Annotated in this window: 18 protein-coding genes, 1 pseudogene and 1 riboswitch; of the genes and pseudogenes, 7 read left to right on the forward strand and 12 right to left on the reverse strand. The window is 71.6% G+C overall.

All coding sequences use genetic code 11. The features are described from left to right. Window positions 1–22: 22 nt before the first annotated feature. Both BJ963_RS09270 and BJ963_RS09275 read right to left on the reverse strand, forming a co-directional pair. A pseudogene (locus tag BJ963_RS09270) lies at window positions 23–331 on the reverse strand (AAA family ATPase); the annotation flags it as partial. 54 nt (window positions 332–385) lie between these two features. Beyond that, a complete protein-coding gene (locus BJ963_RS09275) occupies window positions 386–1,663 on the reverse strand; it encodes a chloride channel protein (RefSeq protein ID WP_343037250.1) in 1,278 nt (425 codons plus the stop codon). Window positions 1,664–1,753: 90 nt separating this feature from the next. Here BJ963_RS09275 and BJ963_RS09280 point away from each other — a divergent pair, with 90 nt between their 5' ends. Further along, window positions 1,754–2,290 (forward strand): transporter, encoded by a 537-nt coding sequence (locus BJ963_RS09280; RefSeq protein WP_179456153.1) that lies wholly within the window; start codon window positions 1,754–1,756, stop codon window positions 2,288–2,290. Window positions 2,291–2,383: 93 nt separating this feature from the next. Here BJ963_RS09280 and BJ963_RS09285 read toward each other — a convergent pair whose 3' ends face one another. Beyond that, window positions 2,384–2,986, reverse strand: coding sequence for a DUF4232 domain-containing protein (locus BJ963_RS09285; protein ID WP_179456155.1), 603 nt, complete (start codon window positions 2,984–2,986; stop codon window positions 2,384–2,386). A 106-nt stretch (window positions 2,987–3,092) separates the two neighbouring features. Between BJ963_RS09285 and BJ963_RS09290 the strand changes: the two genes are divergently transcribed. Further along, a complete protein-coding gene (locus BJ963_RS09290; RefSeq protein ID WP_179456157.1) occupies window positions 3,093–4,187 on the forward strand; it encodes a calcium:cation antiporter in 1,095 nt (364 codons plus the stop codon). A gap of 75 nt (window positions 4,188–4,262) precedes the next feature. Here BJ963_RS09290 and BJ963_RS09295 read toward each other — a convergent pair whose 3' ends face one another. Beyond that, window positions 4,263–4,838: a TetR/AcrR family transcriptional regulator gene (locus BJ963_RS09295; protein ID WP_179456159.1), complete on the reverse strand. Its 576-nt coding sequence runs from the start codon at window positions 4,836–4,838 to the stop codon at window positions 4,263–4,265. Window positions 4,839–4,929: 91 nt separating this feature from the next. Between BJ963_RS09295 and BJ963_RS09300 the strand changes: the two genes are divergently transcribed. Continuing rightward, window positions 4,930–5,634, forward strand: coding sequence for an SDR family oxidoreductase (locus BJ963_RS09300; RefSeq protein ID WP_179456161.1), 705 nt, complete (start codon window positions 4,930–4,932; stop codon window positions 5,632–5,634). Here BJ963_RS09300 and BJ963_RS09305 read toward each other — a convergent pair. Together BJ963_RS09305 and BJ963_RS09310 are read right to left on the reverse strand one after the other, a co-directional pair. Continuing rightward, window positions 5,613–6,548, reverse strand: a complete 936-nt coding sequence (locus BJ963_RS09305; protein WP_179456163.1) for an aldose 1-epimerase family protein — start codon at window positions 6,546–6,548, stop codon at window positions 5,613–5,615. The genes BJ963_RS09300 and BJ963_RS09305 overlap by 22 nt on opposite strands. A gap of 16 nt (window positions 6,549–6,564) precedes the next feature. Next, window positions 6,565–7,350, reverse strand: a complete 786-nt coding sequence (locus BJ963_RS09310) for a DeoR/GlpR family DNA-binding transcription regulator (RefSeq protein ID WP_179456165.1) — start codon at window positions 7,348–7,350, stop codon at window positions 6,565–6,567. An 82-nt stretch (window positions 7,351–7,432) separates the two neighbouring features. Here BJ963_RS09310 and galT point away from each other — a divergent pair, with 82 nt between their 5' ends. Genes galT through BJ963_RS09325 form a run of 3 tightly spaced genes read left to right on the forward strand, consistent with a single transcriptional unit; the run spans window position 7,433 to window position 10,666 of the window. Then, on the forward strand, window positions 7,433–8,647 hold the full coding sequence (gene galT, locus BJ963_RS09315; RefSeq protein ID WP_089908838.1) for a galactose-1-phosphate uridylyltransferase: 1,215 nt from the start codon (window positions 7,433–7,435) through the stop codon (window positions 8,645–8,647). Beyond that, window positions 8,644–9,804, forward strand: coding sequence for a galactokinase (galK, locus tag BJ963_RS09320; protein ID WP_179456167.1), 1,161 nt, complete (start codon window positions 8,644–8,646; stop codon window positions 9,802–9,804). Before galT ends, galK begins: the two co-directional genes overlap by 4 nt. Window positions 9,805–9,859: 55 nt before the next feature. Continuing rightward, entirely contained in the window at window positions 9,860–10,666 is an 807-nt protein-coding gene (locus BJ963_RS09325) for an MBL fold metallo-hydrolase (protein WP_343037251.1), read from the forward strand. Window positions 10,667–10,764: 98 nt separating this feature from the next. Here BJ963_RS09325 and BJ963_RS09330 read toward each other — a convergent pair whose 3' ends face one another. From BJ963_RS09330 to glyA, 3 genes are all read right to left on the reverse strand, one after another. Then, a complete protein-coding gene (locus tag BJ963_RS09330; protein WP_089908828.1) occupies window positions 10,765–11,262 on the reverse strand; it encodes a YbaK/EbsC family protein in 498 nt (165 codons plus the stop codon). After that, window positions 11,259–12,140, reverse strand: a complete 882-nt coding sequence (locus BJ963_RS09335; RefSeq protein WP_089908826.1) for a bifunctional methylenetetrahydrofolate dehydrogenase/methenyltetrahydrofolate cyclohydrolase — start codon at window positions 12,138–12,140, stop codon at window positions 11,259–11,261. The genes BJ963_RS09330 and BJ963_RS09335 overlap by 4 nt, the downstream gene beginning before the upstream one ends. Window positions 12,141–12,237: 97 nt before the next feature. Further along, window positions 12,238–13,563 carry a serine hydroxymethyltransferase gene (glyA, locus tag BJ963_RS09340; protein ID WP_179456169.1) on the reverse strand — a complete coding sequence of 442 codons (1,326 nt, stop codon included), beginning with the start codon at window positions 13,561–13,563 and terminating at the stop codon, window positions 12,238–12,240. 32 nt (window positions 13,564–13,595) lie between these two features. Continuing rightward, a riboswitch (ZMP/ZTP riboswitch) is annotated at window positions 13,596–13,693 on the reverse strand. 134 nt (window positions 13,694–13,827) lie between these two features. Between glyA and BJ963_RS09345 the strand changes: the two genes are divergently transcribed. Beyond that, the gene (locus BJ963_RS09345; protein ID WP_179456171.1) at window positions 13,828–15,351 is read left to right on the forward strand and encodes a family 20 glycosylhydrolase; all 1,524 of its coding nucleotides are present in this window, start codon (window positions 13,828–13,830) and stop codon (window positions 15,349–15,351) included. Between the two features lie 63 nt (window positions 15,352–15,414). Here the strand turns inward: BJ963_RS09345 and BJ963_RS09350 are convergent, their stop codons facing one another. The 3 genes from BJ963_RS09350 to BJ963_RS09360 all read right to left on the reverse strand — a co-directional run bounded on the left by BJ963_RS09350 (window position 15,415) and on the right by BJ963_RS09360 (window position 18,680). After that, window positions 15,415–16,659, reverse strand: a complete 1,245-nt coding sequence (locus BJ963_RS09350; protein ID WP_246298021.1) for a glycosyltransferase family protein — start codon at window positions 16,657–16,659, stop codon at window positions 15,415–15,417. Window positions 16,660–16,830: 171 nt separating this feature from the next. Next, complete coding sequence (locus tag BJ963_RS09355; protein WP_089908815.1) at window positions 16,831–17,727, reverse strand: carbohydrate ABC transporter permease; 897 nt, start codon at window positions 17,725–17,727, stop codon at window positions 16,831–16,833. Next, window positions 17,724–18,680 carry a carbohydrate ABC transporter permease gene (locus tag BJ963_RS09360; protein ID WP_089908813.1) on the reverse strand — a complete coding sequence of 319 codons (957 nt, stop codon included), beginning with the start codon at window positions 18,678–18,680 and terminating at the stop codon, window positions 17,724–17,726. Before BJ963_RS09360 ends, BJ963_RS09355 begins: the two co-directional genes overlap by 4 nt. Window positions 18,681–18,682: the final 2 nt, after the last annotated feature.

The following is an 18,682-nucleotide window of genomic DNA, read 5'->3' on the forward strand; positions in this document are numbered from 1 at the left end:
GGCGCTCGGGGAGTCAGGTTGCTTCGTGACCAAGAACGCCCAGCCGCAGCGCGACCGGATCACGACGGACCGTTCCCTGGACGGGCACGTCGCCTTGGAGCATCGCCCGCCCGAGCCGCTCCGGACCGGCCCACAGGGTGGAGTCGAGTCCGCCCTCGCGCGCGACCGCGACGACCACCGCATCCCGCCCGCAGGCCGCCAGCAGCCGCAGCGCCCGGTAGAGCGACGACTTGCCCGCCCCGTTCGCACCGGTCACCACGGTCAGGCGCCCGAGCGGGATGACGAGGTCGCGCAGCGAGCGGTAGCCGGAGACGGCGACGGTGGAGATCACTCCGGGATCGTATCGGGGGCTACCGACGCGCCACACGCACCTGCGCTGAGGGCGTCACGCCACGCCGGTCACCCGCGTCCGCTCCAGCACGTAGCCGACGGCGACCGCCCCGGCGATGCACAGCATCACCGGGACGAGGAGGTCGGGACCCTGGCCGGTGAACTCCATCGTCAGCAACAGGCCCGTCACCGGGGCGCGCATCGTGACGGCGAGGAAGGCGGCGGCGGCGATCAGCGCGAAGGCCGGCAGCTCGGCGCCCGGCCAGAGGAGGTTCCACGCGGCGCCGCCCGCGAGCCCCAGTCCGGCGCCGATGGCCAGAGACGGGGTCAGCGTGCCGCCCGCCGCCCCCGCGCCGATCGTGCCGAGGGTCGCCGCCGCCTTGACGACGGTGGTGAGCAGGATGAGCAGCACCGGCAGCGCCGCCGCGAACGCGAGCTGGCCGAGCGCACGCCCGTTGCCGAGGATTGCGGGCAGCCAGAGCGCCGCCACCCCGACCGCGAGGAACGTCAGCGGCATCACGATGAGGATGCCCCACGAGCGCGGGCGGTGAGCCTGGGCGAAGCGCGCGGCACGCACGAAACCGACCGCCGCGCATCCGATCAGCGGCCCGGCGAGCACGGACCAGACCACGATCGTCGGGCTCAGGTGCAGCTCGGGAAGGACGTACAGCGGGTTCGCCGGCACCCAGATGCGCGCGACGAGCGCCGCGATCGCTGAGGCCGCGAAGGCGGGCAGCACCGTGGCGAAGCTGATCTCGGCCAGCAGGATCTCGACGGCGAAGACCGCTCCGCCGAAGGGGACGTTGTAGACGGCCGCGAGCCCCGCCCCGGCGCCGCACGCGACGAGGATGCGCCGCTCGCGCGCCGAGAGTCCCGCCCGCTCGGCGAGCCATCCCGCCCAGAGCGCTCCGACCTCCCGCGGCGCGACCTCCCGGCCGATGGAGGCGCCGAGGCCGACGATGACCACCTGCAGCCCCGCGTTCAGGAGCGTCACGACCGGCGGCATTCTGCGGCCGTTCACCGACTGCTCCACGGAGACCACCGCGTGGGCCGGTGACCGCTGCCCCCAGCGGCGGAGAGCCCACCAGCCGACGGCGCCCACGACTCCGGCGACGGCGAGCGCCACGACCCGGTTGACCGGGGGCGCGTTCAGCAGCCCCTCGAAGAAGTCGCCTTCGGAGTAGCCGAAGGCGAAGTGCTGGAGGGCGTGCAGGCCCAGGGAGACGAGGCCGCCGCCGATGCCCGCCCCGACGCCGACCAGCGCCGTGACGACGACGAGCCGGACGATCCAGCGCGGCGTCGCGGAACCGGTCGCGGATCGGGCGGGAGGCACGGAACCCAGCGTATCCGGACTGCTTCGCAGGCAGCGACCCGCAGGAATCGTGCAACGAACTGTTCACCCGTCGGCTCTAGCGTTACGCCTGTGACCCTCTCGCGCCAGAGCGGACCCGACGTCGAGGCGGACGTGGACGCGGCCGTCCTCCCCGCGCAGCCCCGGCTGCTGGCACGGGCCGTTCGACTCTGGCCGGGAGCGGCCGCTCTCACGCTGGGGTGCGTCGCGGCCGTCGCGATGCTCGCCATCGCGGCGGGTTCCGAGTTCCCCCTCTTCTCCGAGGCGTCGGCCGAGCGCGGCCGCGACTGCACGGCCGTCCGGAGCGCGCGGCATGCCCTCGACGCCGCGCTGGATGCGCACGTCGCGGCGCTCGGCGCGCATCCTGTGGAAGCCGGCACGGCCATCCAGGAGGCGGTGACGTCGTTCCGCGCGGCCACCAGCGACATCGCGACGGATGCGGTGGCGCGTGCCCTCGCCCCGGTGGACCGCAGCCTGGAGGGCCTGCAGGGCGCCGTCGACGGGGAGGCCTTCGCCGACGACCCGCGGCGGGCGGTCGCCGACGCGAATGCGGCCGTGGCGGAGCTGCGATCGGGCTGGTCCGGGCCGCTCGCGCGCGTCTGCCAGTGAACGCGACCGTCGGTGAGAACCCCGACCGCCGGCGAGAACCCCGACCGCCGGCGAGAACCCCGACCGCCGGCGAGAACCCCGACAGCCGGCGGGTCAGCCGGCGACCAGCGCCCCCACGGTGAGCAGCGTCACGGAGTCCTTCGTGCACGCGGTCACGTTCGCATCCTTCACGAACAGCGACTCGGTCGAGCCCGGCGGGTACACGCGGAAGCCGTCCGCCTGCTTCGGCTGGCAGTCGGCCTCGGGGTAGTTCAGCGCCTGAGTGATGCGCAGCGGCGCCTGCGCGGTCCCGCCCGGCTGCAGCACCACGGTGGGATGCGGCTTGCTGCGGTCGAACTCGGCCGCGGCTCCGAGCTGCGTACCGTTCCCGTCCCCGACGAACGACACGCCCGGCCAGCCCTGCAGCGAGCATTCGCCGGAGCCGTTGTTGGTGAGCACGAGCGTCACCTCCACGCTACCGGCCGCCCCTCCGCCGCCCCGCCCGATGGTCCCCGACAGGTCGCCGGTGTCGCACTGGCCGTCGATGGGCGTCGCGGTCGTGGTCGCGGTGGAGGTCGGACGCGGTGTCGTCGTCGTGGATGCGGAGGGCGATCCGGTCGGCGACGGGCTCGGCGTGGCACATCCCGCCAGGGCGAGAGCGAAGGTGACGGCGACGGCGCTCGCGGAGGCGGCGCGGAGAGTCCTGTTCCCGGTCATGAGCCCATCCAAGCGGTGCGCGGCGCGAGAACCGGCGGGACCCGCCGATAGCCGCCGACGGAATGCGCCCGACTGCTCCGGAGGGGCGTGCTGGCAGGATGGACGCATGAAAGCGATCGGCTCCTGGCTCGCACGATGGTGGACGATCGGGGTGCCGGCGATCGGCGTCGTGGTCCTCGTGGCGTTCTGGGCGGTGGAGCTGAACGGTGTCGCCGTCGCGATCATCGCCGTCGTCCTGGCCGGGACGGTGCTGGCCGCCGTGCAGCACGCGGAGGTGGTGGCCCACCGGGTCGGGGAGCCGTTCGGATCGCTGGTGCTCGCCGTCGCCGTGACGATCATCGAGGTGGCGCTGATCGTGACGCTGATGACCACCGGCAAGGACTCGCCGGAGCTCGCCCGCGACACGGTCTTCTCCGCCGTGATGATCACCATGAACGGCATCGTCGGGCTGTCCCTGCTGCTGAGCGCATCCCGCCGCGAATCCACGGCGTTCAACGCGCAGGGCAGCGGAGCCGCTCTGGCGACCGTGACCGCTCTCGCCACCCTGACGCTGGTGCTGCCGAGCTTCACGTCGACGCCCGGTCCGGTGTTCTCCGGGCCGCAGCTGGTGTTCGCGGCGATCGCCTCTCTGGCCCTCTACGGGATGTTCGTCTTCACCCAGACCGTGGCGCACCGCGACTTCTTCCTCCCTGTCGGCCGGAAAGGCCAACCGTTGACCGAGGACGACCACGCCGAGGCGCCCTCCAAGCGTGCGGCACTGATCAGCCTCGGGCTGCTGCTCGTGTCGCTGGTCGCGGTCGTCGGGCTGGCCAAGCTGGAGTCGACGCCGATCGAGCGGGCGGTGACCGCGATCGGGCTGCCGCAGTCGTTCGTCGGTGTCGTCATCGCGCTGCTCGTGCTGCTGCCGGAGGGCATCGCGGCGGCCAAGGCGGCCTCCCTCAACCGCACGCAGACCAGCCTGAACCTCGCACTGGGGTCGGCCATGGCGAGCATCGGGCTCACGATCCCGGCGATCGCGGTCGCGTCGATCTGGCTGCCCGGCGCCCTGCACCTCGGGCTCGGGTCGAGCCAGATCGTGCTGCTGGTGCTGACGGTGCTCGTCAGCATCCTCACCATCGTGCAGGGACGCGCGGTGCGGCTGCAGGGCGGCATCCACCTGGTGCTGTTCGCGGCGTTCATCTTCCTGTCGATCGCGCCGTAGCCCGGCGGCCCACACTCGTGCCGAATGTGCGGTGTGACGGCGTCAAAGCGCACATTCGGCACGAATGGCGGGGAGTCAGGCGGCGGTCGCGGCGTCGAAGAGCTGGGCGGCGGCGAGGCGCGCGGCGTCGGGCGTTCCGCCGCGCATGGCGGCGCTCGCTGAGGCGCCGTCGAACAGCAGGGTCAGCTGGATGGCGAGGGTGCGGGGGTCAGCGGCTCCGGCCTCCGCGGCCTGACGCTCGAAGTAGGCGGTCAGCCTGTCCTTGAACCCGCGGGCGACGACCGCGGCGGGATGCTCGCGGTCGCGCAGCTCGGTCGCCACGTTGACGAAGGGGCAGCCGTAGAAGTCGCTCGCCTGCGCAGCCGCCTGCAGGGCGTCGAAGACATGCAGCACCCGATCCCGCGGGTCCCCCTCCGCATCGGACTCGAAGTACCCCGCGACGACGCTCGGCCCGTACTCCTCGAGCATCGTGGCGACGATCGCATCCTTGCCGTCGAAGTGCTGGTAGATCGAGCGCTTGGAGACCTCGGCCTCCTGCGCGAGCCGGTCCACGCCGACCGCGTTGACGCCCTCGCGCACGAACAGGCGCGCAGCGGCGGCCAGCACGCGTTCCCGCGGCTTGGGCCTTGGGGAAACGGTGGCTGTGGACATGCCTCGATCCTAATCGGGCGCTTGCAGAATGTAAACCGATCTGTGTACATTGCAGGTACACAGATCGGTTTACTTTCGGAAGGATCCTCTCATGACCGACATCACCGGCCGCGTCGCCCTCGTCACCGGCGCCAATCGCGGACTCGGCGCCGCCTTCGTCGCGGCGCTCCTGGAGCGCGGTGCGACGAAGGTCTACGCCGCCGCGCGCCGACCCGAGACCATCTCCGCCGGCGACCCGCGCGTCGTCCCCCTCGCCCTCGACGTGACGGACGCCGACAGCATCCGGCGGGCGGCCGAGATCGCGACAGACGTCACGATCCTCGTCAACAACGCGGGCATCGCCGTCAACGAGTCGCTCGTCACCGGTGACCTCGCCGAGATCCACCGCGAGTTCGACACGAACTTCTGGGGACCGGTGCTCGTCACGCGGGCGTTCGCCCCCATCCTCGAGGCGAACGGCGGAGGCGCCATCGTGAGCATGCATTCGGCGCTCAGCTGGCTCGCCTTCGGCTCCTACAGCGCCACGAAGGCGGCGCTCTGGTCGGCCAGCAACTCTGCACGTGTGGAGCTCGCTCCCGCGGGCATCCAGGTCGTCGGCGTCCACGTCGGATACGTCGACACCGACATGGCGGCGGACGCGGAGGGAGTGAAGGTCCCGCCGCGGCAGGTCGTCGACGAAGCGCTCGACACGGTGCAGGAGGGCGGCGCGGAGGCGATCGTCGGCGAGGTGGCGCAGCAGGTCAAGGCGCACCTCCACGAGGATGTGCGCGTGCTCTACCCCCAGCTGGCCAGATAGGCCTCTCCGCCGAACCCCTCCGGACGGACGCCCCAGCTCACCGACCAGGTCTCGCCCGGCTCCAGCCAGCGCAGCCCCCGGCCCGAGTTGAGGGCGTTCGCAGGGGCGGTCATCGGCTCGATCGCGAGCGCCACTCCCCCGGGCTTGGTCGCGAACGACCGGTGCGTGAACACCTGCACGTAGCGGAACGCCTCATCGGCCCAGAGCACGACACGGCGGCCGTCGTCGGCGGCGAGGACGTGCTCCACCGGCCCGTCCGGCAGGTCGGCGAAGCCGGTGTCGAGTTCCAGTTCGCTGACCCGGCGTCCGGCCGACAGGTCGTACGGCGTTCCGGCGACCGGCGCCTCGCCCGTGACGTTGCTGCGGTCGTCCGTCTCGAACCGCGTGCGCGCCGCCACGGTGACGGTCAGCTGCTCCGCCGGGACGTCCGCGATGCGGAGGTAGGGATGCGCGCCGACGGCCACCGGTGCGGCGCTTTCCCCCGCATTGCTGATCGTGTGGGTGACCTGCAGCCCCTCGGTGTGCAGCTCGTGCGTCACCGTGGTGTCGAGGAGGAACGGATACCCCGGCTCGGGGTAGACGGTCGCGGCCTGCGTGACCATAGAGTCGGAGCGATCGACCAGCTCGTACGGACGACGTCGCAGCAGGCCGTGGATGGCGTTCCGCTTCGCCGGTTCGGTCAGGTCGAGCTGCCGCGCCTCCCCGCCGAGCTCCCACCGGCCGTCGGCGACGCGGTTGGGCCAGGGCACCAGGACGATCCCGCACGCGGAGGGCGGCTGCTCCCCGACCGGATACGGCTCGGTGAGGTCGGATTCCGCGAAGCGGAGCGAGCGGATGCCCGCTCCCACCTGCACGATGGTGGCGCTCAGATCGCCGAAGTCGAGTTCGTACTGTTCACCGGTGGCGGGTCGCATGGCACAAGATTAGGCCTCAGGCGACGATCACCGGGAGCCCCGCATCCCGCAGGGCCGCCACCTCGGGCAGGGGCGCGGACTCCCCCGTGATCAGCTCGGCGACCTCGTCAACCGCGGCGATCCGGCCGAGGTGCGTCCTGCCCAGCTTGCTGCCGTCGGCGACCACGACGGCGCGCTCGGCCGATCCGACCATGACGCGCTTGAGGTCGGCCTCCGGCAGGTTGACGTTGGTGACGCCTCCGACGGGGTGGACGCCGGTGCAGCCGATGAAGGCGATGTCGGCATGGATGCGACCCAGCAGCGCGGCGGCCAGGGGCTCCACGAGCGAGTGCTGCAGCGGCCGCAGCGTTCCTCCGGTGACGACGACCTCGAACCGCGGGATCGCCCGCTCCAGCTCGAGGGCGATCGTGAGCCCGTTGGTGATCACGGTCACGTTCTCGAGGTCGTCGCGCTCGACCAGGGCGCGGGCGATCGCGGCGGTCGTCGTGCCGACATCGAGCAGCACGCTGCTGCCGGAGGCGACCATCGCGGCCGCGGCCTGAGCGATCCGGCGCTTCTCGTCAGCCGACGACTCCAAGGCCTCCTCGAAGCTCGGCTCCCGCATCCCCGCCGTCCGCAGCACGGCACCGCCGTGGACCCGCCGGATGCTCTGCTCGCGATCGAGCGCGTCGAGGTCGCTCCGGACGGTGACGTCGGAGACCTGGAACGCCTCGCTCAGATCCGACACCCGGGCGAAGCCGGCACGCCCGATCAGCTCGAGCATCCGTTCGCGCCGGAGCGCCGCGGGGAGGGCTTCGCTCATACGCCCATGCTGGAACGCTTGCGATTGCTTGTCAATACGAAAGAAGAGACGGTATTCTCGCTTTCGCAATCGAAAGGATGGCATGGCCTCGATCACGAAGCGTCCCACCCGTCTCTCCGACGGCCGGGACCTCATCTACTACGACGACGCCGACACGACGCTCGGCGCGGAGCGCAAGCCCGACCTGCGCGAGCCGGCACCCCGTCCGGCCACCGCGACGATGCGGCAGGACCCGCTCACCGGCGAGTGGGTGTCCATCGCGGCCGCACGCCAGAACCGGGTGATGCTCCCTCCGGCCGAGCTCGACCCGCTCGCCCCGGCCACTCCATCCAACCCGTCCGAGATCCCGGACCTCTACGACGTCGCCGTCTTCGAGAACAAGTCGCCGTCGTTCGGTCCGCTCCTCGTCGACGACAACGCCCCCGAGGGGCTCGACGATCTCGCGCGGGTGGGGCTCGGCCGCACCCGCACCTCCGTCGGCCGCTGCGAAGTCGTCTGCTTCAGCCCGGCGACCGCCGGCTCCTTCGGAAGCCTCAGCCCGTCACGTGCGCGGACCGTCATCGAGGCCTGGGCGGACCGCACCACCGAGCTCTCCGCGCTGCCCGGCGTGCGCCAGGTGTTCCCGTTCGAGAACCGCGGAGAGGCGATCGGCGTCACGCTGCACCACCCGCACGGGCAGATCTACGCCTACCCCTACATCACGCCGCGGACGACGGCCCTGATCCGCTCGCTCGACGCGTACGGGCCGACGCTGTTCCCCGACCTCCTGGAGCGCGAGCGCGCCTCCGAGCGCGTGGTGCTCGCCGGAGAGCACTGGACCGCCTACGTGCCCTTCGCCGCACGCTGGCCGATCGAGATCCACGTGCTTCCGCACCGCCACGTCGCCGACATCGCGGAGACGAACGCCGCGGAGCGGGACGAGCTGGCCACCCTCTACCTGCGGGTGCTGCGCGGGGTGGATGCGCTCTACGACACCCCCACCCCGTACATCGCCGCCTGGCACCAGGCGCCCGTCGGCGTGCGGCGGGACGAGATCCGCCTCATGCTGCAGCTGACCTCGCCCCGCCGCGGCGCGGATAAGCTGAAGTTCCTGGCCGGCTCGGAGTCGGCCATGGGCGCCTGGGTGGGCGACATCCCTCCCGAGCAGGCGGCCGCGGCTCTCCGCGACGCCGTCGCCCGCGCCGACCGCGACAACCCGGTCGGCGATCTGCCGGTCTCCGTGACCGGGCTCGTCACCGGGCCCGTCGTGGCCCCGGCGGGCACCGCATCCCCTTCCGACCGAGAGGCTGACCGATGACCGACCTGCGCACCGGCGTCCGCGACGACTTCGCCGAGGTGTTCGGCCGCGAACCCGACGGCGTGTGGTCGGCTCCCGGCCGGGTCAACCTGATCGGCGAGCACACCGACTACAACCTGGGATTCGTCCTGCCGTTCGCGATCAACCGGCGCACCGTCGCCGCGGTCGGCGCGCGCGACGACCGCGTCCTCCGCGTCGGGAGCACGTTCGCGGACGAGGTGGTCGAGGTCTCCCTCGACGAGCTCGCGCCCGAGGTCCTCTCCGGCTGGTCGGCGTACCCGCTGGGCGTCGCCTGGGCCCTCGGCCAGTTCGGCGCCGACCTGGCCGCCGTGCCGGGCGTCGACATCCTGCTCGACTCCAACGTGCCCGTCGGCGCCGGCCTGTCGTCGTCCGCGGCGATCGAGGGGGCCGTCGCTGTCGCGCTCAACGACCTGTGGCGGCTCGGCTTCGACCGCCGCACCCTGGCGCGTGTCGGCCAGCGGGCCGAGAACGTCGCCGTCGGCGCGCCCACCGGCATCATGGACCAGTCCGCGTCGCTCCTCGGCGAGCGCGACGCCGCCGTCTTCCTCGACTGCCGGTCGCTCGACTCCGAGGTCGTGCCCCTCGGGCTCGAGGCCGCCGGGCTCGAGATCCTCATCATCGACACCGGCGTGACGCACTCCCACGCCACCGGCGGCTACGCCGAGCGTCGCGCCTCGTGCGAAGAGGGCGCGCGCATCCTGGGCGTCGAGGCGCTCCGGGATGTGTCGGTCGGCGACCTGGACCGCGCACGCGAACTGATGGACGACGTGACCTTCCGCCGCGTCCGCCACGTCGTCACCGAGGACCAGCGTGTGCTCGACACCGTGCGCACCCTGCGCGAGCAGGGACCGGGCGCCATCGGCGGACTGCTGGACGCCTCCCACGTCTCCATGCGCGACGACTTCGAGATCTCGGTCCCGGAGCTCGACCTGGCGGTGGAGACCGCGCAGGCGAACGGCGCGATCGGCGCGCGGATGACCGGGGGCGGCTTCGGCGGCTCGGCGATCGCCCTGGTGCCGACGGACGCCCTCAGCCGCGTGCTCGTCGCGCTCGACGGCGCGTTCGCCGAGCACGGCTTCGGCCAGCCCGACCTCTTCACCGTGCAGGCGTCGGAGGGTGCGCGGCGCGAAAGCTGACCGCATCCCGGGCCGGTTCACCTCCCGGTCACCCGCGGGTGCCACACTGTGACGCGTGAGTGGACAGGGAGTGAACGATCCGGTCGTCGTCTGGCTCGACGCGGACACCGTCCAGCTGCGGCAGCCCAAGACGTCGCACTGGGAGGCGCCGTTCCTCTACCTGCTGTTCGGGCGGGAGCGGGCGCTGCTCATCGACACCGGGGCGACCGCCGACGAGGCGGTGTTCCCGCTGCGCACGACCGTCGAGGGCCTCATCGCGGAGTGGCTGCGCCGCAACCCGGCTGTGTTCGTGCGGCCGTATCCCCTGGTCGTCGCCCACTCCCACGGGCACGGCGACCACATCGCGGGCGACGCGCTCCTGCGGGACCGGCCGGGCACCACGGTCGTCGGCACCAGCCCCGCCGAGGTGATCGGGTTCTTCGGATTCCCGACCTGGCCGGACGCGACGGTCTCGTACGACCTCGGTCGCCGGGTCGTCGACGTCATCGGCGGGCCCGGGCACGAGCCGTCGGCCGTCGTGTTCTTCGACCGGCAGACGGGAATCCTGTTCACCGGGGACACCGTCCTGCCCGCCCGGCTGTACGTGCGCGACCTCGGGCAGTACAGGGCGACGATCGAGCGGCTGATCCGGTTCCGCGACGACCCGCCCGCGCCGGTGCGCGAGCTGCGCGGCGCGCACATCGAGATGTCGTCGGAGCCGGGCGTCGACTATCCGGCGGGGACGGTCGAGCAGCCGGACGAGGCTCCGCTGCCGCTGCGGCCGCGCATCCTCGACCGCGTGCTGGCCGCCCTCGGCGAGCTGCGCGGCGTGCCCGGCGAGCGCATCGTCGCGAAGCGCTTCATCGTCGTCGTCGACCGCTGACGCCCGTCCCCCGTCCCCCCGTCCCCACCGTCGAGTCCGCGATCTTTGCACGCCGCGGGGGCGTTTCGCGTGCAAAGTTCGCGGACTCGACGGTGGGGCTAGAGGAGGGGCGGCTCGACGGGGGTGGGCTCGCCGCCGGTGAGGCGGATGAGTTCGTCGAAGGTCGTCGGGAACACCGTGTGGGCGTGGCCGGCGGCCGCCCAGACCTCCGGGTAGTCCGCGAGCGCCACATCCACCACGGTGCGCAGCGGTTGCGGGTGGCCGACCGGCGCGACGCCGCCGATGGTCTGGCCGGTCGCCGCCTTGACGGTCTCCGCGTCGGCACGGCGGATGCGGCCGCCGAGCCGCTCGCCGAGGAACGCGGTGTCGACGCGGTGCGCGCCGGAGGTCATCACGAGGAGCGGCTCGCCGTCGATCGTGAAGACCAGCGAGTTCGCGATCGCGCCGACCTCGACGCCGAGCTCGGCCGCGGCGGACGCGGCCGTCGGGGTCGCCGACGCGAACCAGCGCACCCGCGGCTCGACGCCCGCGGCGAGCAGCGCCGCCTCGACGCGTTCGACCGCGGGATGCGTCCGCTCGGCCGCGGCGTCGCTCACAGCAGCTCCCGCTCCGCCGACTCGACGACGTTCTGCAGCAGCAGCGCGCGCGTCATCGGGCCGACGCCGCCCGGGTTCGGGGAGATCCAGGAGGCGACCTCGGCCACATCCGGAGCCACATCGCCCGCGACGACGCTCTTGCCGGTCACCGGGTCCTCCACGCGGCTCACGCCGACGTCGAGCACGATGGCGCCCGGCTTGACGTTCGCCGCCGTGACGAGGCCGGCGACGCCCGCGGCGGCCACGATGATGTCGGCGCGGCGGAGGTGCGCGTCGAGGTCGCGCGTGCCGGTGTGGGTGAGGGTGACGGTCGCGTTGTACTCGCGGCGGGTGAGCAGCGCGCCGATCGAGCGGCCGACGGTGACGCCGCGCCCGACGACCACCACATCCCTGCCGCGGATGTCGATGCCGTGCCGCAGCATCAGCTCGATCACGCCGCGCGGCGTGCAGGGCAGCGGAGAGGTGATCGGCCGGTTGACGTTGAGGACCAGGCGGCCGAGGTTCGTCGGGTGCAGGCCGTCCGCATCCTTCGCCGGGTCGACGAGCTCGAGGATGGCGTCGGTGTCGAGGTGCCCGGGCAGCGGGAGCTGCACGATGAAGCCGGTGCAGTCGGGGTCGGCGTTCAGCTCCTCGACCACGGCCTCGAGCTCGGCCTGCGAGATGTCGGCGGGCAGGTCGCGGCGGATGGATGCGATGCCCACCTCCGCGCAGTCGCGGTGCTTGCCGGCGACGTACCACTGCGAGCCGGGGTCGTCGCCGACGAGGATCGTGCCGAGCCCCGGGACGACGCCCTGCTCACGCAGCGCGCTCACGCGCTCCTTCAGCTCCGCCTTGATCGCGGCGGCGGTCGCCTTCCCGTCCAGAATCTGTGCGGTCACGGTGTCTCCTTGCGTTTCCTCCGTCGAGTACGCGAAAACTGCACGGCGAACGCCTCGCGAACGTGCAAAGTTCGCGTACTCGACGGGGGGGGTGGGGTCAGATGGAGGAGGGGAGCTCGACTTGGACGGCCTCGGCGCCGGAGGGCGTGAGGCCGGGGTAGAGCGGGAACGCGGCGGTCAGCGCGTCGACGCGAGCCCGCAGGGCGCGGGTGTCGGCGCCCGGACGCAGGGCCAGCGCGATGATGTCGGCCACCTCGGTGAACTCGGTGTCGCCGAAGCCGCGGGTCGCGAGCGCCGGGGTGCCGATCCGGAGACCGGAGGTCACCATCGGCGGCCGCGGGTCGAACGGCACGGCGTTGCGGTTCACGGTGATGCCGACCTCGTGCAGCACGTCCTCCGCCTGCTGGCCGTCGAGCTCCGAGGTGCGCAAGTCGGCGAGCACGAGGTGCACGTCGGTGCCGCCCGTGAGCACGTCGACGCCGGCGGCGCGGGAGTCGTCGGCCGTCAGGCGCTCGGCGAGCAGCTTCGCGCCGCGGATGGTCCGCTCCTGGCGGTCTTTGAACTCCTCGGTGGCCGCCAGCTTGAACGCGGTCGCCTTCGCGGCGATCACGTGCATCAGCGGGCCGCCCTGCTGGCCGGGGAACACGTTCGAGTTGAGCTTCTTGGCGAGCTCGGTGTCGCGGCTCACGATGAAACCGGAGCGCGGTCCGCCGATGGTCTTGTGCACGGTCGAGCTGACCACGTCGGCGAAGGGCACGGGCGAGGGATGCAGCCCGGCGGCGACGAGACCGGCGAAATGCGCCATGTCGACCCACAGCTTCGCTCCGACCTCGTCGGCGATCTCGCGGAACGCCGCGAAGTCGAGCTGGCGCGGGTAGGCCGACCAGCCGGCGATGATGACCTGCGGCTTGTGCTCGATGGCCTTGTCCCGCACGACGTTCATGTCGACGAGGAAGGTCTCCGGGTCGACGCCGTAGGAGACGGCGTTGTAGAGCTTGCCCGAGAAGTTGAGCTTCATCCCGTGGGTGAGGTGGCCGCCGTGGGCGAGCTCCAGACCGAGGATGGTGTCGCCCGGTGTCGCGATGGCGGAGAGCACTGCGGCGTTGGCCGAGGCGCCCGAGTGCGGCTGGACGTTGGCATACTCCGCGCCGAACAGGGCCTTGGCCCGGTCGATCGCCAGCTGCTCGGCGATGTCGACGTACTCGCAGCCGCCGTAGTAGCGGCGGCCCGGGTAGCCCTCCGCGTACTTGTTGGTGAGGACGGAGCCGACCGCTTCGAGCACCGCGCGCGGGACGAAGTTCTCGGAGGCGATCATCTCGAGGTAGTCGCGCTGGCGGCCGAGCTCGAGCTGCAGCACCTCCGCGATCTCGGGGTCGACCTCCGCCAGAGGGGCGGTGAACGTCGAGGGGAGGGTATCGGTCATTGCCGGCTCCTTCGTACAGGGATGGACCATTGCGTGGCGACCCAGGCGCGCGGCCGCATCCATCCGTGTTCTCGAGGTTCCGTGTCGCTCCCCGATGGTGACCATCTGAGCGCCAGTCGCGACGGGCCAAGCATAGCAAAGCGCACGCCGGGCGGAACCCTTGCTCAACGCCGGACGCGCTGCGATACTCGCTGGTGGCCGACGCACGCGGGGCGGGCGGAGTCGGTCTCCTCCGCTCTGCCCCGACCCGCAAGGGAGCCCACCGTGGTCGTGCCCCGCCCCGTTCTCACCCAGCCGTCGCCGGGCTCCCCCTTCGTGCTGGGGCCGACCGCCCGCATCAGCGTGGCCGGGCCGGGAGCGGACACCGTCGGACGCCTGCTGAGCGATGCGCTCGCCGGCGACTGCTCGCGCGACCTGCCGGTCGTCGCGGAGCCTCCCGCGTTCGGCGACATCGCCCTGGTGATCGCGCACGGCGAGGGGCCGCACGACGACGGGTCGGACAGTGCGGAAGGCTACACGCTGGAGGTCGCCGCCGAGGGCGTGCGGATCGGCGCCGCCACCCCGGCCGGTGCGTTCTGGGGCGTCCAGACCCTGCGTCAGCTGCTCCCGGCCGACGGCGACGGCGACGGCGACGGGCTGACGGTCGAGCAGGTCCGCATCCACGACCATCCCCGATACGCGTACCGCGGCGCGATGCTGGATGTCGCCCGCCACTTCTTCACGCCCGCCGAAGTGAAGCGGTTCATCGACGCGATCGTTCTGCTCAAGGTCAACCACCTGCACCTGCACCTGACGGACGACCAGGGGTGGCGCATCCACATCGAGTCGTGGCCGGAGCTGACCCGCATCGGCGGCTCGACCGGCAGCGACGGCAGCCGCGGCGGCTTCTACACGCAGGACGAGTTCCGCGACATCGTCGCCTACGCCGCCGAGCGGAACGTCACCGTCGTCCCCGAGCTCGACATGCCGGGGCATACGAACGCGGCGCTCGCGTCCTATCCCGTGCTCAACCCGGACGGCGTGGCCCGGCCGCTGTACACCGGGTCCGACGTCGGCTTCAGCACACTGCGGACGGGGGATGCGGTGACCCGGCGATTCGTGCGCGATGTCGTCCGCGAAGTGGCCGCCCTGACACCCGGTCCGCTGCTCCACCTCGGCGGCGACGAGTGCCTGAGCACCGCGCCCGACGACTTCGTCGCGTTCGTCGAGGAGGCGGCCCACGTCGTCGCCGAGAACGGCAAGACGCCGGTCGGCTGGCACGAGATGGGCAAGGCGCACGGACTGCCCGCCGGGACCGTCGGGCAGTACTGGGACTTCACAACGCCGCGCGATCGCTCGGCCGAGTACGCCGTGTCCTTCGTCCGCGGCGGCGGGTCGCTCATCCTGTCGCCGTCGGACGCCGCCTACCTCGACATCGTCTACGCCGAGGGCGACCCGATCGGCCAGGACTGGACCGGCAAGCCGACCACCCTGCGCGATGCGTTCGTGTGGGATCCGGCGCGGGTGATCCCCGGCGTCGGGGATGCGCACATCCTCGGCGTGGAGGCCGCCCTGTGGACCGAGACGGTCGGCACCATCGAGGAGGTCGAGGAGATGGTCCTCCCCCGGCTGGCCGCGGTCGCCGAGGTGGGCTGGTCGCCGGCACCGGCCGACACCGAGCCCGTCGAGGCCGCCCGCGATCTGGACGAGTTCGGCGCGCGCGTCGCCCGGCTCGCCGAGCACTGGGATGCGACAGGCACCCGGTACCGGCGCGTGCCGGACGTGCCGTGGCCGGAGCCCGTCGGCTGAGCCGCCTCCCGGCACGGTCTCCCGGCAGGTCGCCCGGCAGCTCGCCCGCTGATCACGACCGGATCAGGGGTAGCCGATGAACCAGAGCAGCACGATCGCCACCGGCTGCAGCGCGATGCCGGCGATCAGCACCGCCTTCCGCGCCGTGCGATGGCGGGTGAGTCCCCGCGCCCCCGCCAATGGAGCAAGGGGCAGCAGCAGCCGGAACGTGCTCTGCTGCGGGAGGAACACCGCGAAGAGGTACAGGCCGTAACTCGCCGCGTAGGCGACGGTCTCCGTCCCGAGCGCCCGGACGGACGGCCGCGTCAGCACCCACGCGAACCCGGCCACGATCGCGAGGACGATCAGAGCGCCCAGGATGCTCAGGTAGCGCCAGCTGAGCAGGAACCACGGGGTCAGCGGGATGAACGCGACGGTGCCGATGAATCCCGTCCACCAGGAGAGCTCGGTGGCCACATAGGCATCGCCCGTTCCCGTCACCACGGCCGCGATGATCGGCCAGGCGAGGCCGGCCAGCGCCATCAGCCCGCCGGTCAGCAGCATCGTCAGGCGCTCCCGCGGCCGGAACGCGTCCGCGCCGCGCCGGACGAGCACCATCCGGACCACGAGGACGATCGCGAGCGCGAGCGGCAGGGCCAGCGCACCGGGCCGGGTGAACGCGGCGGCCACACCGAACGGCAGCATCAGCCAGTACTTCCGCTGGAGCATGGCCAGCAGCGCCGCGAACATGAGGAAGAAGAACATGCTCTCGGCGTAGGCGATCTGCAGCACGAACGAGAGCGGTCCGAAGCAGAAGAACGCCGTCGCCCAGAACGCGCTCGAGACGCCCGCCCGTGCTGCGACGAGCCGGAACAGCACGACGCTGGCGGCAGCCCCGAAGACCAAAGCGACGGCGAACCCGGCGGGATAGAAGCTCAGCCCGGTGAGGACCATCACGACCCGCACGACCATCGGGAACAGCGGAAGGAACGCCCAGGGATTCTGCTGCACGGAGCCGTCGCTGTCGCGCGGCAGGCTGGTGGGGTACCCCTGCTCGACGATCTGGCTGTAGTAGGAGCCGTCCCACGATCCCGAGAAGGTGAAGAACGTCGGGTTCATCCGCGGGCTCGCGTAGTCCCAGTGCGCCACGTTGGCGGTGATGAACAACGCCAGCATGAGGGTCGTCGTGAGCAGCCGCGAGACGGCGTACAGCACGAGCACGGCCGCCCACCAGGGCACATCGCGGCCCGCGAACCGCAGCCGCCGCGGTACCGCCATCGGGCGGCCCAGAAGCTCCGGCCGCCTGGTGCTCGTGGTCCCCGCTGTCATCGTCCCGTCCGTCGCCCGCCGATCCCCGACCGAGGACCGCCCCTTGGGATGGTACCCGCCGGAAACGGTCCTCCGGCAGCCGCCCGACGTCGCCTGAGAGAGTCCTCATACGGCGGGAGACGACCGCGTCGCGCCACACGCGCGGCGCCTCCCGCCGGGTCCGGGGGTGCCCTACTTCACGCTGCCGGCGGTGAGTCCGCCGACGAGGCGCTTCTCGATGAGCATGAACAGGATGACGACCGGGATGACAGCGACCACCGAGACGGCGAAGACATACTGCCACGCCGCGTCGTACTGGCCGACGAACTTGGTGAGCGCCACCGAGAGCGGCTGGTTCGCATCCGTGGACAGGATCACGAGGCTGGCCGCGAACTCGTTCCACGACGCCACGAAGGTGTAGATGATCGCCGTGACGATGCCCGGCCAGACCAGCGGCAGCTGCACGCGGAACAGGACGGTCCACTTGCCTGCGCCGTCGAGCTGCGCCGCCTCGTCGACCTCCTTCGGCACGCCCGCGAAGAAGCTGTGCATGATCCAGATCGCGAACGCGAGGTTGAAGGCGGCGTTGACGAGGATCATCGCCAGCCAGGTGTCGTTGATCCCGAGCGCCACCATCTCCTTGAAGAGACCCGTCGCGAGCACGGTCGGCTGGAGCATCTGGGTCACGATGACGAGGAACAGGAAGATCCCGCGGCCCGGGAAGCGGAACCGCGCCGTGTAGTACGCAGCGGGAACGCAGACCAGCAGCACCAGCACCGTCGCGAACACGGAGATGACGATGGTGGAGATGAGGTTGTACGGCAGCGGCGTCTCGGGCGTCGACCACATCGTGAGGTAGTTCTCGGGATGCCACTGCTCGGGCAGGTAGGTCGGCGGGACGGCGAGGATGTTGTTCCTGCTCTTGAACGAGCCGATCAGCATGATCAGGTACGGCGCGATGAAGACCAGGGCGATCACGATGCCGGCGACGGTCTTCCCGGCGACGCGCCAGGAACCGCCGGCCGACCGGGGGCGGCGGCGGCGCGGCGTCGGCGCTCCGGCGAGGGCGACGGGGGCTGGCGCGGTCACGAGACCTCCTTCATCGGCTTCACGACCCACAGGTAGATGCCGACGACGACGAGCACGATCAGGAAGTTGATCACGCTGAGGGCGCTGGACAGGTCGATGCGCTGTTCGTTCTGGAGCAGCTTGAACACGTAGGTGGTCGTCGTGTCCGCTTTGTATCCGGGGATGGACCCGGTCATCAGTTTCAGGATGGGCAGCGAGTTGAACACGTTGATGATGTTGATCAGCGCCGCGAGGGCGATCGCGCTCCGCAGGTTCGGGAGAGTGACGCTGAAGTAGGCGCGGAACGCTCCGGCGCCGTCCATCTTCGCCGCCTCGAGCATGTCGCCGGGGATCCCGGCCAGCCCGGCGAGGATCGTGTACGTCGTGAACGGCAGCGAGACGAACACCGCGATGCCGATCGACGAGATGAACGCCGGAACCGGCTCCTTCGTGAAGCCGAAGGGCTCGGCGAGCAGGTGGATGTCGACCAGGAACTTGTTGATGATCCCGTAGAACGGGTCGAGGCCGTAGACGAACACGGTCGTGGTCATCACCACGCTGGCGGCCCACGGGACGATGATCGCCATCCGCACCCAGCGCCGGCCGGGGAAGTTCTTGTCGAGGAACTGGGCCAGGGCGAGCGAGATCACCACGGTGATCACGACCACCGAGACCACCCAGACCAGGGAGTTGAGCAGGATGCCGGGGAGCTCCGGCCGCGACAGCACCGTGATGTAGTTCTGCAGGCCGACCGATCCGTGGTCCACCCCGGCGATCGAGATCTTCCGGGTGGAGTTGTAGATCATGTAGCCGGCCGGGAACAGCACGACGCCGAAGATCAGGATGAGGGCGGGCAGCGTCCACGGCACGGCGTGCCAGAGATCGGACGCCCCGCCGGTGGGCTTGGGGGACGCCCCGCGGCGGGGACGGCCGGTGGCCGCCCCCGCGCGGGTCGCTTCAGCGGTGCTGGTCATCC

This window comes from Leifsonia soli (assembly GCF_013408745.1).
Lineage (GTDB): Bacteria > Actinomycetota > Actinomycetes > Actinomycetales > Microbacteriaceae > Leifsonia > Leifsonia soli.

What these genes read in the sequence shown, in the direction of transcription:
- galK (WP_179456167.1), top strand. Translation starts at nt 8,644, where the DNA reads ATGACCGACCTGCGCACCGGCGTCCGCGACGACTTCGCCGAGGTGTTC.
- BJ963_RS09300 (WP_179456161.1), top strand. Translation starts at nt 4,930, where the DNA reads ATGACCGACATCACCGGCCGCGTCGCCCTCGTCACCGGCGCCAATCGC.
- BJ963_RS09285 (WP_179456155.1), bottom strand. Translation starts at nt 2,986, where the DNA reads ATGACCGGGAACAGGACTCTCCGCGCCGCCTCCGCGAGCGCCGTCGCC.
- BJ963_RS09290 (WP_179456157.1), top strand. Translation starts at nt 3,093, where the DNA reads ATGAAAGCGATCGGCTCCTGGCTCGCACGATGGTGGACGATCGGGGTG.
- BJ963_RS09295 (WP_179456159.1), bottom strand. Translation starts at nt 4,838, where the DNA reads ATGTCCACAGCCACCGTTTCCCCAAGGCCCAAGCCGCGGGAACGCGTG.
- BJ963_RS09305 (WP_179456163.1), bottom strand. Translation starts at nt 6,548, where the DNA reads ATGCGACCCGCCACCGGTGAACAGTACGAACTCGACTTCGGCGATCTG.
- BJ963_RS09360 (WP_089908813.1), bottom strand. Translation starts at nt 18,680, where the DNA reads ATGACCAGCACCGCTGAAGCGACCCGCGCGGGGGCGGCCACCGGCCGT.
- BJ963_RS09310 (WP_179456165.1), bottom strand. Translation starts at nt 7,350, where the DNA reads ATGAGCGAAGCCCTCCCCGCGGCGCTCCGGCGCGAACGGATGCTCGAG.
- BJ963_RS09350 (WP_246298021.1), bottom strand. Translation starts at nt 16,659, where the DNA reads ATGACAGCGGGGACCACGAGCACCAGGCGGCCGGAGCTTCTGGGCCGC.
- glyA (WP_179456169.1), bottom strand. Translation starts at nt 13,563, where the DNA reads ATGACCGATACCCTCCCCTCGACGTTCACCGCCCCTCTGGCGGAGGTC.
- galT (WP_089908838.1), top strand. Translation starts at nt 7,433, where the DNA reads ATGGCCTCGATCACGAAGCGTCCCACCCGTCTCTCCGACGGCCGGGAC.